We start from the raw sequence: 12,332 nt of genomic DNA on the forward strand, positions 1-12,332 counted from the left end.
CTGGTACTTATGGTATATGGAGTGGGAGAAGATATAGGTTGGGTTTAGTTGGCGTGACTGCAGTCCATATTTTTTAGGAACACAAATCGCCGCCTTCAGCTTTGGAAGTAGTGCCAAGTGGCGTAGTTTATATAGAACAGTCCGTCCGGCGTTAACACCATGCTCACTTATGTGTTGGGCTCGGCCCCCTTTTTGCGGACCAGCAACGCCGACAACGAATGAGTGTTGAGGGGAAAGAGAAGAGGCTCGTTTGCGCTAAGCTTCGATTTTCTGGCGGCTTGCGGTTCCTGCGAGCGGTTCGGTAGAGGGTGTAATTAGTTTTGTGTAAACGGTCATTTGGCAGGAGACTGCCTACCCCAAGGAAATCCAATGACCGAGTCAAAACCCAAGCGCGCCAAACGAATCAAGCCTGATCCTGAGCTGGTCAAACTGGCTGACAGCCTGCTGACCAACTACAAAAAGCCTGAAGACCTCATCGGCGAAAACGGCCTGCTCAAACAGCTGACCAAGATGCTGGTCGAGCGGGCCCTTGAGGCCGAGATGACCGAACACCTGGGGCACGATAAAAGCGCTACGATCACCAACACCGCCGCCAATGCCCGCAACGGCCACAGCGGGAAAACCCTCAAGGGTGATTTTGGCGAACTGCCGCTCGAGATCCCCCGCGATCGGCAAGCGTCCTTCGAGCCACAACTGGTCGCCAAACATCAAACCCGCTGGACAGGCTTCGACGACAAGGTCATTTCCCTCTATGCCCGAGGCTTGAGCGTCAGAGAAATTCAGGCTCACTTGCAGGAAATGTACGGCACAGAAGTCTCTCCCAGCCTGATCTCGGCGATTACCGATGCAGTCAGTGACGAGGTCAAGCTGTGGCAAGCCAGACCGCTGGACGCGCTGTACCCGATCCTTTACCTGGACTGCATTCACGTCAAAGTGCGTGACGCTGGCGCCGTGCGCAATAAGGCGGTTTACCTGGCTATCGGCGTCAACATGGCCGGTCACAAGGAAGTGCTGGGGCTGTGGATCGCTCAAACCGAAGGCGCAAAATTCTGGCTGCAAGTGGTGACCGAACTCAAGAATCGGGGCGTGCAGGACATCTTCATCGCCTGCGTGGACGGCCTCAAAGGTTTCCCTGAGGCGATTGAAGCGGTTTACCCGAAAGCGGTCGTTCAGCTATGCATCGTGCACATGGTGCGCAACAGCTTGAACTTCGTATCATGGAAAAAGCAGCGAGAAGTGGCGGCTGATCTCAAGCTGATTTACACCTCGGCCACCGCCGAGTTAGCGGAGCAACGGCTCTGCGAATTTGAAACCAAATGGGACGCTGAGTACCAGTCGATCAGTTTGTCCTGGCGGCGAAACTGGGCACGGGTCATCCCGTTTTTTGATTATCCAGCCGAAATTCGCAAGGTGATCTACACCACCAACGCCATCGAGTCGATCAACATGAGTCTGCGCAAAGTGATCAAAACGCGTGCGTCGTTTCCGACCGATGAGGCGGTGATGAAGCTGTTTTATCTGGCGCTGAACAACATCAGCAAGAAGTGGACAATGCCGATCAGGGACTGGAAAGCGGCCTTGAATCGCTTCAGTATCCAGTTCGAAGATCGGCTGCTGTCGGTTTAACAGAAATCCCGTTTACACAAAATCTGGGACACCCTCGTTCGGTATCAACGACTCGGTCCCAATCACGCTGTCTTCCCGTCTGGGTTTTTTAGTCCGCGGATTCGATGCTCGGGTTAACTGAGCATCCTGCAGATGACGTCCCATTTCATCGGCAGCACCAACCGTGTTCAAGTCTTGCTCCAGACCCAATACGTGCATCACCGACAGATAAGCCCCCATCGTCACCCCCGTACCACCCGACTCCAGAGAGCGCAATGTCATGACGGACATACCGGCTCGCTCAGCCACTTGTTTAGCTGTCAGCCTTCTACGCAAACGAGCCAGTTTTAGGCGTTCGCCGAGGTCGGCAAGCAATCGTGCAATACGCGGGAGCAGTGGCGCTGTTTTTCTAGCCATACAGCTAATATTCCTTCACTTCTGAGGTAATAACGCCAGAATAATTGCACTTATGAGAGCCGTTTCAGGCGTGGCGTCTGCTCTATTGGTTCTCCAGCTCCCGCGTATCCCACCGTTGCACCTTGATCGCTTGGTAAAGCATGCCAATGGTCAACGGCACCTTCTCGCCACGCCCCTTCGCCCGACGCTTGAGAAACACATCAAACCCTTCCGGCTGAAAATACCGATACGCATCGTAGTCGACGAAATCAATGGCGAACTGTTCCTCCAGCGCTTCCATCAGCTGCCGCGCGTCTGCGCCATCACAGCTCAGGTCGAAGTTGATCGAGGTGGTGAGGCTGATGGTTTTTCGTTCGGGCAGGCCGAGTTCTTCGTGCAGCAACTGCATGAGCAGGTGCATGGCGTGGTCATCGGGGAAGTTGGGGGCGAGGTTCATGGTGCATCTTCCATTAGGGGCATGCCGATGAATCGGCTCGGGCCGGATTTTGCGGCAAGTTTGGAGCGGAATCATTCGCAATAGACGATCAAGAAGGATCGCACGGCAGGATCAGATTAGCCCTACAACCGTACTTTCCAACACTCGGTAACTTCACCGGCCTCGGCATTGAGCCGTGGTTTTATTGGTGACCGAGAGGGGAACGGATGGGCAAGGACACACCGCAAGTGTGGCAGCACTACGATAACGATGGTGGGGGGTTACCGTCGGCTACGGGACATGACCGCTACTGAATTGGCGGAGAGGGAGGCCAGGCAAAACGCCTACGAAGCCATGCTCGCCAGGCAGGACGCATTCGAAAAGAGCCGGGAAGTGGCGTTTCAGAAAAAGCGCCAGTCGCTCACCGGTTGTGTCTTTGCCAAGTCTTGTAAGTTGCCGGATTCAATCATCGACTACACCAGCCCATGGGGGGTTTTACCGACGGATAGCGTTGGTGAGTATGGTGAGCTCACCTTATTGGGAGGTCGTCACGCCGATGGCTCTGGCCGTTTGCCGCTCAAGAAGATCAGCGGTGTTTTGCCAGTAGGCATCGGCTCTTTGGCATTGGGTGGGGCAGCGATTGCTCCGGCAACGACCTCTGTTGCGGGCACTGGCGCCGGAGTCGTCACTGCCGGCGTTGCTGCGGGTGCATTAGTGGGGTTGGTTGCTTTGCTCGCGCCATCGAGTCTGGGTGATGGCGCGCTGTATACCGACAATCAACTCAGATCACTCAAACAAGCGCGAACGCGAGTTCGTCTGCGGGTAGAGGAGCAGGCTGACGGAACGCTCAAAGGCTACGGGTACAACACTCAGAGCCGACGTGATTGGGAGATGATCCCTGTCGTGATGTTTGAAACGCGTGGATCTCAGCAGGTGGCTGACTTTGGCGGCGGGATTGAGTTGATTTGGACTCCTGCAGAAAACCCGGCAGATACGATGGGTATCCCGGCGCTGGAAGCGGCACCGCAAGCTCCCCAAGTCTGGATTTTTCCGCCGACGGAGCAGGCGGACAACATTATCGTCAGCCCGGTTTATCCACCGGAATACCAGGATTTCATTCTGGTGTTTCCGGCGGACTCGGGGGTTCGGCCGCTGTACATCGTATTAAGCATGCCGAGGGATTTCAGCTATCGCCCCGCCCCAGAGGAGTTGCTTGCGTTTCCAGATACCTATCCGGTGCCATCGAAAACCTCTGTGAGGGGGGGCGGAAAGAGAAGAGCGCGTTGGCTGGATTCGAAAGGCCGAATTTATGAGTGGGACTACATGCACGGAACGGTTGAGCAATACACTAGGCAAGGTAAACATCTAGGCGAGTTCAATGCAGAAACTGGCAGGAGACTATCGGACGCGGACCCGGAAAGGAGCACGCAGAAATGAAGCATTCCGTCAGAGCGTTTTATAAAGAAACGGAGCGGCTGGCATTCCGAGTTGGTATTCCCGCAGAGCATTTTGAGCAGCTCAAAGAGCTGATGGAGTGGAGGGAACCAGACGATCCCATCTATGAGTACGAGCTATCGCACGAGCAAATAAACAGCCTGGAGGTACTCATTGGGAAGAAATTCGACAGCCCGGACTATCTGTTTTTTTTGTCTTGCAGCGCGTGAGAAAGTGGGAATTTCCTGTCAGGACGGACGTTGGATTTTGTCTTGTCGGTATTTGGCGAGTGCTTCGTTGCGGGTAGGCAGTGGTCTTTCGAGGTCTGCTGGTGACGTGTCGAAGCCTGCGAGCCGCAAGCTGGCCAAGTAGTTTGAGCGACGCACTTTGTCGTAGTGCGCTTGTTTTTGTTTGAACGTTAATTCGCTCATCGCGGTTGTCTCGGGTTACGAGTGTTCGATCATTGCCACGGGTACGTTCCGCTCTCCAAGAGCCGAACGTGGAGCGTCCGTAGAGGCATTCCCACGCGGAGCGTGGGAACGATCTTCACTCAGCGTCAGGCAGGCGCTTTCCAGCCCATCATGCGTTGCTGGGCGACTTGTAGCAGGTCGCAGCCGTCCTGGGTTAACAGGAAGAGCGCGTGGGTGATGTGGGGGATGTCTTCGATGTCGCCGTGTTTGAAGCAAACGCAGTGCAGGGTTTTGAGGAGATCACTGGAGGCTCGGATTCGCTGGAGGGCGGCTTCGAGGATGTCTTGGGGATTGGCCTCTGTGTCGATGATCAGGGGCGGGGTGTCGGTGAGATTAGTGTTGAGAGGATGTAGCGAATATTTGTAAGCGGATTCCATTTATTCATAGTGAGAATTCTCAAGTGCATCGGGAGAAACCGCCGCCATCGTGACCAAGCGATGGGAGGCGGACTGTGTTCGGGTTGGTCAAACCGGTGAGAACTCACTTTGCCGGTACGCCCGAAGGCGTCCCGAACACAGCCACCATATAGCGTGCAGCACTTGAGGTGCCGCAGCATACAACGGAAGCGAAATGAGTTCTCTATTCGGGTGACCAAGCCCGAGTCGCTGATTTGGCAGCGACAGTCACGACTATAGGTTTGAGTCACCAGGCAGCGATAGGCGACAAGGTGTCTTCGGTTGTAGGAACGGTATGAAGTTTTGATAGGTCGTTGCCTACGGACTTATCCCTTCTGCAATTTGTCTCGTTTGATTGACTTCAGGTGTCTGACTTCTTCATCTGGAATGCTGGGGCGAGGGTCGTCGAGACTGGCTTGTACTTGTGCTCTGAACCATGCGTCGTAGGCCGCTTTGTCGAGTTGTTGAGTGGCGGACATTTCGTTTTTCATCAGGTGGACCGCGTTATCGTTCATCGCGAGCAGGCTCGCTCCCACAGGGGGTTGTGGTTGGGTTGGAATTTGTATTTTTTGCATCAAACGGCTGTGGTTTTCGGCAGGCGTTGCCGGGCGACTTCAAGCAGTTCGTGACCATCCTGGGTCAGCAAGTAAAGTGCGTTGACGATATTGGGAATGTCTTTCACGTCGGCCTGTTTGAAGCACAGGCAATAGAGCGTTTCGAGCAGGTCGCTGGCGGCGCGGATGCGTTGCTGGGCGGCGTCGAGAATCTCGTGAGGATTGGCTTCTGTGTCGATGACCAACACGGGGGTATCGCTGTAGCGGGTTTTGAGCGGGCGATAGCGGTCTGTTAACGGGTGGAACGTGTTCATCGAGGTCAATCCTGTGGGAAGTCGGGCAGTCTCGCCGGCAGGCCGACACAATGTTTTCAGCCGCGACGAAAACTATAGAGGGCCGTGGCGAGGCGTCGCAAGGTGGCGCAAATGGACAGGTTTTGTAGGTTGTTTACCGGCGCTATCGGTCTTTGCCTACGTGCACTCCAACTATTTTTTAAGCTTTTCCCCTGGGGGTCGATATTCCTACGGGCCTGTCAGGCTTAACGCATCAAAGCTCTGTAGGGTGCGCGCCAGAATTTGTAGGACGTTTCGAAGCGTCTGAGTCGACTCTTAAAGGGAATTAGGTATGCAATGGCTACGGATGGCTTCGATTTTATTGTTGTGGGCTGGTGCTTGTCGGATGGCGGGCGCTGCTGACGTCGCTCATTCGCTGGTCCTCGCCAACATGGACCGCAACGGTTGGCCGCAGGCGCTGACCACTCAGGCAGACGTCGACACCGTCTCTCGCGCCGAGGTGTTGATGGTGGGCAAGGCGCTGTTGGCCAGCGAAGCGCTGGATGAGCAGGGTCTGAAACAACGGCTGGGTGTGCAGGATGTGAAACTCAAGTCGGTCAGGCACGTGCGTGACGGGTTGTGGGATCGGTTACTGGTCACCTACCGAAACGCCAGTCAGAACTGTGACGGTGAACCCTTTTGTCCCCGTGTGCGAAGTGTCGCGGATTTGCGTCAGTTGGCGGCGGCGTTCACGGGTGAAATCAGCCCGGCCCATGCGATTTGGGCGAGCAAGAGCCAGGTGTTTCATGAGCAGGCGCTGGATGAACAACTGCGGGTGGCGGTGTTGGTGCCCTGAGTGAGTTCATGATTTTTATGGTGACTTGGCTGGCGTCATCGCGAGCAGGCTCGCTCCCACAGGGTTTCTCGGTCGTGCACAAAATCCAGGTTCGCTGGAGATCAAATGTGGGAGCGAGCCTGCTCGCGAAAGCGATTTGCCGGCCGCCCCATTCCCCACGGTTTGCAGTCTCCCCGAACTATCCGCTGTATCATCCCGTATCGTTTTTGCCCCCGACCTTTTCTCGACTCGCTGCGTTCGCCGGCTAGGCTTTGGGCTTCGCAGCGGTCAACGGAGTGACAGCTTATGCACAACACCCTGGAACAGGTTTTCGGTTATCCACAGTTTCGGCCCGGCCAGGAGGCGGCGGTCAGCGCTGTGTTGGCCGGGCGCTCGGCGGCGGCGATTTTCCCTACCGGTTCGGGCAAGTCTCTTTGTTATCAATTGCCGGCGCTGTTGCTGCCGCACCTGACATTGGTTGTGTCGCCCCTGTTGGCGCTGATGCAGGACCAGTTAGCGTTTTTGCAGCGCCACGGCATTGCGGCGGGCAGTATCGATTCGGCCCAGAGCCGCGATGACGCCAGCGATGTGATGGCCCGCGCAAAGTCCGGGGAGCTGAAGATTTTGATGATTTCCGTGGAGCGTCTGAAGAACGAGCGCTTCCGTAATTTTTTGCAGCAGGTGCCGATCTCGCTGCTGGTGGTGGACGAGGCTCACTGCATCTCTGAATGGGGCCATAACTTCCGCCCCGATTACCTCAAGCTGCCGGACTATCAGCGCCAGTTCAATATCCCTCAGGCTTTGCTGCTGACCGCCACCGCGACACCCAAAGTGATCGCCGACATGGAGGCCAAATTCGCCATCGCCCCCGAGGATGTGGTGACCACCGGTTTCTACCGACCCAACCTCAATCTGTTGGTGGAACCGGTCCGCGGCCAGGACAAGCGCCGACGCCTTGTCGAGTGGATGTGCCAGCGTCCCGGCCAGCCGAGTATCGTCTACGTCACCCTGCAGAAAACCGCCGAGGACATCGCCGAACATCTGGGCCGAAACGGCATCCAGGCCGAGGCCTATCATGCCGGTTTGCCCCATGAACAGCGGGAAGGGATACAGAAACGGTTCATGGGCGGGCAATCCAATTGTATCGTCGCCACCATTGCCTTCGGCATGGGCATCGACAAAAGCGATATCCGCAACGTGGTGCATTTCGATCTGCCTAAATCCATCGAAAACTACAGCCAGGAAATCGGCCGCGCCGGGCGTGACGGGCAGCCATCCGATTGCCTGGTGCTGGCCAACCGCGACAGCCTCAACGTGCTGGAAAATTTCGTCTACGGCGACACGCCGGAACGGGACGGCATTCGTTGCGTGCTCGAGGAGTTACAAGCCGCTGTGCCCGAGGGGCAGTGGGAGTTTCTGCTGGGACCTTTGGCCGATCTGAGCAACATTCGCCAGTTACCGCTCAAGACCTTGCTGGTACAGCTGGAGCTGCGCGCAATAATTGCGCCGCGTTATGCCTATTACGCCGAATACCGCTTCAAGTATTTGCAGGAGCCCGAGGCGTTGCTGGCCCGTTTCGAAGGTGAGCGCAGGGACTTTGTCTCGGCGATCATCCAGACCTCCAGCCGCGCACGGACTTGGGCCACGGTGAATTTCGATGCGCTGTATGAGCAGTATTCCGCCGAGCGCAGTCGGGTAGTCAAGGCGCTGGATTACTTCCAGGAGAAGGGCTGGGTGGAGGTCGAAAGCAAGCAGATGACTGAGGTCTACAGCCTGCTGCAAGCGGACTTTGACTCCCAAACCCTGAGCGCCGAATTGCACGCCTACTTCACCCAACACGAACGCACCGAGATCGCACGGATTCACGCCATGCTCGATCTGTTCGCTACCGACCACTGCCTGGGCTATCGCCTGGCGGAATACTTCGGCGACGAAAACGCACCGAAGCAGTGCGGGCATTGTTCCGTGTGTCACGGTCAGGTAGCACGATTGCCGGCACCGCCGGAATTGCCAGCGCTTGTGGATAAAAATTTCGAGGCGCTGTGTGGTGATTTTATCCACAGGCACGAGCAGCACACGGGCAACGTCCCTTCGGCTGAACGCGTAACAAGATTTCTATGTGGGATCAGTGTGCCGCTGTTTACCAAGCTCAAGGCGCGGGCGATTCCGGGGTTTGCGGCGTTGGAGGATTATCCGTATGGCGACGTGCGGGAGTGGGCTCAAGCGCACCTGCCAAGTTGAAACGCGGCCTCCCACAGAGACCGTTCAAACGTCTTCAGGAGACTCACCGTAAGCATCGGCCAATAGCGCCTGAGCTTGTTGCTCAAGAAAATCGAAGACCTCTTCCTGAATCGATCCTTGGTACTGTTTGCGACGGCCTTTGGACACGATGCCGTTTTGATCCAGGCACTGCATGACTAGCCTGGACAAAAGATTGCCTCGTACGTCGTAGTTTTCGTTTACAACCTTCACGAGAGTATCGAATCGCTGAAGAAAATCGGTTTCCTCTCTCAGCTCCACCTCGAGGGCTCGTTTGGCCATTTCCATCGTGAACTCCACGCAATCGGTGGCATCCCAATAGCGATAGATACTAGGATCGCCGATGAAGTTGAAGTTCATTGTTTCCGCATCGATCCAGCGAACATCCCAAAACTCACGGACTGGCTTTGAGAAAGACTGTAGTGCTTCCAGATAGTGTTGTTCTTCACGCTTCATAGCGACCGAAACAGGTAGCAAGAGGCCGTTTTCGAGAGCACCGCCTCGGCACAGAGCCAGGTGGATCAGGAAGCGCGAAAGACGGCCATTGCCATCCATGAAGGGGTGCAGAAAGACGAAGCCAAAAGACGCGATGCCTGCGGCGACTAATGGGTCGAGTTGCTCTGGCGCTCTGTTGGCAAAGGTCATCAGCTCTTCCATCAACTCACGGCAGAGCTCGGGGTCTGGTGGCACGTAGGTCACACCAGCAGCACCGCGAAATGAATTACTCAGGTGGTTTTGTTCGTGTCGGAATGCTGCTGCACGATCAAAGGGGTTGGAGATCGCGCTGTTCTGCAGCGCGACGAGATAATCTTCCGTAAGCGGCAGGCGCTCATGTGCCTGGCGGAGCAGTTGCACAAATCGTTGCGCTTTCTGCTCACTGGGGGCTTCCTTCTCGATTGCGAACGAGTTTTCAGTTTCGCTCAGATACGCCCAATTGATCGTCCGATCCATCATTTCTTTTGGGAGGGAGCCAATAAAGGCTTTTGATCGACCAAGAATGTCATAGTCGAGCAGGGTCTGAATCTCAGCTGTGCGTTCGACTGTTGCGCAATATCGAAGCGTGCCAAGCCCATTGAAGTCGACTCGCCAGCGCGAGTTTCGGACTGATGGCCCGGTGATGTAATTGTCCGGATCAAATAGAAAAGTAGCGGTGCCGCGTGGGTTATCGGGATAGTCCAGGTGCTGGTCGGTGAAAAATTCCCAGAGGAAGCAAATTTTGCGCAGGTAGGCACTACTGGGAGCTTCGGTGATGGCTTCGACCAATATTTGGCCATCAATGCGGGGGAGTGCCTGAGCCAGAATGGGGAGATTGACGCCCTCATGCTTTAGCGCAAACATGATGTGTGAGAGGTAGTCTTCTTTCGCTGGCGCAACACTCAGCGGAACGGACAACGCACCGCCGATTTTCTCCAGGCGGGTGACTGGCTGGATGAGCGCTGGCCGTTTCACCTCGATAGCTTTTAGATCCAGCGCATCAATCAAATGGGCATAGCCCACGCTGTTTCCCATCGCAGTTCCCCTATCTGGGCAAGATTTTTTTTACCACACCAAGATTTTTTTTAAAATCATCAAATCAGATAAGAAAATTTTAACCTGATTAAAGTTGTTGGCTAGCACCCATTTGGGTCTGGTTCACTCCTCTGTGGTTTCTTTCTGAGTTCGGGTCCCCAGAGCAGGTCGCGGTTGTGGGAATGGGCTTCCCGCAATGAATGGCACATCCATCCCCTGAATGTCGCTCATCACAGGAATAAATTTCAAAAAAGCCCAGCGCCTGACTATGGTGAGGACTGTCTTTGGATCGCTAACAAGAGAACAACCATGAGCCAGACACCGTTCGATATTCAGCGCGCCGCCGTGATCGGCGCGGGCACCATGGGCCGTGGCATTGTCATGTGCCTGGCCAACGCCGGCGTGCCGGTGCAGTGGGTCGACAACGATCCGCAGATGCTTGAGCAGGCGCTGACCAGCGTGGCTGAGACTTACGCCCACAATGTGCGTCAGGGACGGATCGATCAGGCCGAGGCGGATGCGCGTATTGCACGGGTGACGGCGGCTGCCGATTACGCAGCGATCCGCGATGTCGATCTGGTCATCGAAGCGGTCTACGAAAACCTCGAGTTAAAACAGAAAATCTTCCGCGAACTCGACGGCTTGATGAAACCTGAAGCGATTCTGGCGAGCAATACCTCGGCGCTGGACATCGACGCGATTGCTGCTGCTACTCGCCGTCCGCAGCAGGTCCTGGGCCTGCATTTCTTCAGCCCGGCGCACATCATGAAATTGCTGGAGATCGTACACGGTGCCCAGACGCTGCCGGCGGTGCTTGATGCGGCGCTGGAGCTGGGCAAGCGCATGGGCAAGGTCAGCGTGGTGTCGGGCAACTGCCACGGTTTTATCGGCAATCGCATGCTGCATCCGTACGTGCTCGAAGCGCGCAAGATGCTGCTTGAGGGCGCTTTGCCTTATCAAGTAGATGCTGCGCTGCAAGAGTTTGGTTTCGCCATGGGGCCGTTCCGCATGTATGACGTGGTCGGCATCGATCTGGAATGGCGTGCTCGGAAGCTGGCTGGCAAGGGCCAGGATGCGCCGGAGGTTCAAGTGGACAACCGCTTGTGCGAGCTTGGGCGTTTCGGACAGAAGAGTGGCGACGGGTATTACCACTACGAACCGGGCAGTCGTCAGGCTGAACACGATCTGGAGGTCGATGCGCTGGTACTGGAAGTCAGCGAAGGGTTGGGGTTCCAGCGTCGCGAGATCGACCCTGAAGAGGTTCTGGAGCGTTGTTTGCTGGCGCTGGTCAACGAAGGGGCGAAGATTCTTCAGGAAGGTATTGCGACGTCGGCACATGACATCGATCTGGTGTACCTCAATGGCTATGGCTTCCCGGCAGAGAAGGGTGGGCCGATGGCCTGGGCGGATCATCAAGGGTTGGAAGATATTCATCTGCGGTTGTTGCAGCTTGAGACCAAGCAGGGTGATCACTGGGCGCCAGCGCGGTTGATTGGGGAACTGGTGGCAGAGGGTAGAGGCTTTGCTGACGTGTGATTCTATGTGGCGTCTGTGAAGGCCCCTTCGCGAGCAAGCCCGCTCCCACACTGGATCTTCATTGAACACAGATTTCGTGTACGACCAAGATCAACTGTGGGAGCGGCGGTGCGGCGATCCGACTTGCTCGCGAAGAACGATAACGCGGTTTTCGCTTTAGACTCGCTGTTCAACTCCAGGAACCAACACTGATGTCCAACCCGATGCCCCAACGCACCGACTACCCGCACTTCCAGCCCATCACCACCCGCTGGCACGACAACGACGCCTACGGCCACGTCAACAACGTCACTTACTACAGCTTTTTCGACACGGCGGTGAATACCTACCTGATCGAAGTCGGCGGTCTGGATATCCATGACGGCGAGGTGGTGGGTTTCGTGGTGAGTTCGGCCTGCGACTACTTTGCCTCTATCGCCTTCCCGGACCGGATCGAGATCGGCCTGCGGGTCGGCAAGTTGGGCAACAGTTCGGTGCAATACGAGTTGGCGGTGTTCAAGGTAGGAGAAGACGAGGCCTGCGCGGCGGGGCGCTTCGTGCATGTGTTCGTGGATCGGACCACGAATCAACCGGTGGCGATTCCTGCCGGATTGCGCGGGGCATTGGAGCGGCTAGCGGTTTGAGGGGCAAA

At 56.1% G+C, this 12,332-nt stretch carries 11 protein-coding genes and 3 pseudogenes; 7 read left to right on the top strand and 7 right to left on the bottom strand.

The window, feature by feature from the left end; all coding sequences use genetic code 11:
* Positions 1-369: 369 nt before the first annotated feature.
* The gene (locus tag ACYZT2_RS02475) at positions 370-1,626 is read left to right on the top strand and encodes an IS256 family transposase (RefSeq protein WP_461969170.1); all 1,257 of its coding nucleotides are present in this window, start codon (positions 370-372) and stop codon (positions 1,624-1,626) included.
* A gap of 107 nt (positions 1,627-1,733) precedes the next feature.
* On the opposite strand, the pseudogene ACYZT2_RS02480 reads toward ACYZT2_RS02475, so the two are convergent.
* Both ACYZT2_RS02480 and ACYZT2_RS02485 read right to left on the bottom strand, forming a co-directional pair.
* Positions 1,734-2,022 (bottom strand): annotated as a pseudogene (locus ACYZT2_RS02480) (helix-turn-helix domain-containing protein); the annotation flags it as partial.
* Between the two features lie 82 nt (positions 2,023-2,104).
* Entirely contained in the window at positions 2,105-2,458 is a 354-nt protein-coding gene (locus ACYZT2_RS02485; protein WP_461969839.1) for a DUF1493 family protein, read from the bottom strand.
* Between the two features lie 206 nt (positions 2,459-2,664).
* Here ACYZT2_RS02485 and ACYZT2_RS02490 point away from each other — a divergent pair.
* Together ACYZT2_RS02490 and ACYZT2_RS02495 are read left to right on the top strand one after the other, a co-directional pair.
* Positions 2,665-3,874 (top strand): annotated as a pseudogene (locus tag ACYZT2_RS02490) (S-type pyocin domain-containing protein).
* The gene (locus ACYZT2_RS02495; RefSeq protein ID WP_461969841.1) at positions 3,871-4,101 is read left to right on the top strand and encodes a DUF7683 domain-containing protein; all 231 of its coding nucleotides are present in this window, start codon (positions 3,871-3,873) and stop codon (positions 4,099-4,101) included. The pseudogene ACYZT2_RS02490 and the gene ACYZT2_RS02495 overlap by 4 nt, the downstream one beginning before the upstream one ends.
* 18 nt (positions 4,102-4,119) lie before the next feature.
* Here ACYZT2_RS02495 and ACYZT2_RS02500 read toward each other — a convergent pair whose 3' ends face one another.
* The 4 genes and pseudogenes from ACYZT2_RS02500 to ACYZT2_RS02515 all read right to left on the bottom strand — a co-directional run bounded on the left by ACYZT2_RS02500 (position 4,120) and on the right by ACYZT2_RS02515 (position 5,604).
* Positions 4,120-4,302, bottom strand: coding sequence for a YhfG family protein (locus ACYZT2_RS02500; RefSeq protein ID WP_461969843.1), 183 nt, complete (start codon positions 4,300-4,302; stop codon positions 4,120-4,122).
* A gap of 125 nt (positions 4,303-4,427) precedes the next feature.
* Positions 4,428-4,726, bottom strand: a pseudogene (locus ACYZT2_RS02505) (hypothetical protein).
* A gap of 336 nt (positions 4,727-5,062) precedes the next feature.
* On the bottom strand, positions 5,063-5,227 hold the full coding sequence (locus ACYZT2_RS02510; protein WP_461972972.1) for an antitoxin PaaA2 family protein: 165 nt from the start codon (positions 5,225-5,227) through the stop codon (positions 5,063-5,065).
* Positions 5,228-5,310: 83 nt separating this feature from the next.
* Positions 5,311-5,604, bottom strand: a complete 294-nt coding sequence (locus ACYZT2_RS02515) for a hypothetical protein (protein WP_461969845.1) — start codon at positions 5,602-5,604, stop codon at positions 5,311-5,313.
* Between the two features lie 310 nt (positions 5,605-5,914).
* On the opposite strand from ACYZT2_RS02515, the gene ACYZT2_RS02520 reads away from it, so the two are divergent.
* Positions 5,915-6,418 carry a polysaccharide deacetylase gene (locus tag ACYZT2_RS02520; RefSeq protein ID WP_461969847.1) on the top strand — a complete coding sequence of 168 codons (504 nt, stop codon included), beginning with the start codon at positions 5,915-5,917 and terminating at the stop codon, positions 6,416-6,418.
* Between the two features lie 285 nt (positions 6,419-6,703).
* The gene (locus ACYZT2_RS02525) at positions 6,704-8,638 is read left to right on the top strand and encodes a RecQ family ATP-dependent DNA helicase (protein ID WP_461969849.1); all 1,935 of its coding nucleotides are present in this window, start codon (positions 6,704-6,706) and stop codon (positions 8,636-8,638) included.
* 24 nt (positions 8,639-8,662) lie between these two features.
* Here ACYZT2_RS02525 and ACYZT2_RS02530 read toward each other — a convergent pair whose 3' ends face one another.
* Complete coding sequence (locus ACYZT2_RS02530) at positions 8,663-10,165, bottom strand: Fic family protein (RefSeq protein ID WP_461969851.1); 1,503 nt, start codon at positions 10,163-10,165, stop codon at positions 8,663-8,665.
* Positions 10,166-10,474: 309 nt separating this feature from the next.
* Between ACYZT2_RS02530 and ACYZT2_RS02535 the strand changes: the two genes are divergently transcribed.
* Together ACYZT2_RS02535 and ACYZT2_RS02540 are read left to right on the top strand one after the other, a co-directional pair.
* Positions 10,475-11,701, top strand: coding sequence for a 3-hydroxyacyl-CoA dehydrogenase (locus ACYZT2_RS02535; protein ID WP_461969853.1), 1,227 nt, complete (start codon positions 10,475-10,477; stop codon positions 11,699-11,701).
* 191 nt (positions 11,702-11,892) lie between these two features.
* On the top strand, positions 11,893-12,324 hold the full coding sequence (locus ACYZT2_RS02540; RefSeq protein ID WP_461969855.1) for an acyl-CoA thioesterase: 432 nt from the start codon (positions 11,893-11,895) through the stop codon (positions 12,322-12,324).
* The last annotated feature ends 8 nt before the right edge of the window (positions 12,325-12,332 follow it).

Source organism: Pseudomonas sp. MDT1-85, from assembly GCF_054898065.1.

What these genes read in the sequence shown, in the direction of transcription:
- ACYZT2_RS02540 (WP_461969855.1), top strand. Translation starts at nt 11,893, where the DNA reads ATGTCCAACCCGATGCCCCAACGCACCGACTACCCGCACTTCCAGCCC.
- ACYZT2_RS02475 (WP_461969170.1), top strand. Translation starts at nt 370, where the DNA reads ATGACCGAGTCAAAACCCAAGCGCGCCAAACGAATCAAGCCTGATCCT.
- ACYZT2_RS02520 (WP_461969847.1), top strand. Translation starts at nt 5,915, where the DNA reads ATGCAATGGCTACGGATGGCTTCGATTTTATTGTTGTGGGCTGGTGCT.
- ACYZT2_RS02530 (WP_461969851.1), bottom strand. Translation starts at nt 10,165, where the DNA reads ATGGGAAACAGCGTGGGCTATGCCCATTTGATTGATGCGCTGGATCTA.
- ACYZT2_RS02510 (WP_461972972.1), bottom strand. Translation starts at nt 5,227, where the DNA reads ATGAAAAACGAAATGTCCGCCACTCAACAACTCGACAAAGCGGCCTAC.
- ACYZT2_RS02495 (WP_461969841.1), top strand. Translation starts at nt 3,871, where the DNA reads ATGAAGCATTCCGTCAGAGCGTTTTATAAAGAAACGGAGCGGCTGGCA.
- ACYZT2_RS02515 (WP_461969845.1), bottom strand. Translation starts at nt 5,604, where the DNA reads ATGAACACGTTCCACCCGTTAACAGACCGCTATCGCCCGCTCAAAACC.
- ACYZT2_RS02500 (WP_461969843.1), bottom strand. Translation starts at nt 4,302, where the DNA reads ATGAGCGAATTAACGTTCAAACAAAAACAAGCGCACTACGACAAAGTG.
- ACYZT2_RS02525 (WP_461969849.1), top strand. Translation starts at nt 6,704, where the DNA reads ATGCACAACACCCTGGAACAGGTTTTCGGTTATCCACAGTTTCGGCCC.
- ACYZT2_RS02535 (WP_461969853.1), top strand. Translation starts at nt 10,475, where the DNA reads ATGAGCCAGACACCGTTCGATATTCAGCGCGCCGCCGTGATCGGCGCG.
- ACYZT2_RS02485 (WP_461969839.1), bottom strand. Translation starts at nt 2,458, where the DNA reads ATGAACCTCGCCCCCAACTTCCCCGATGACCACGCCATGCACCTGCTC.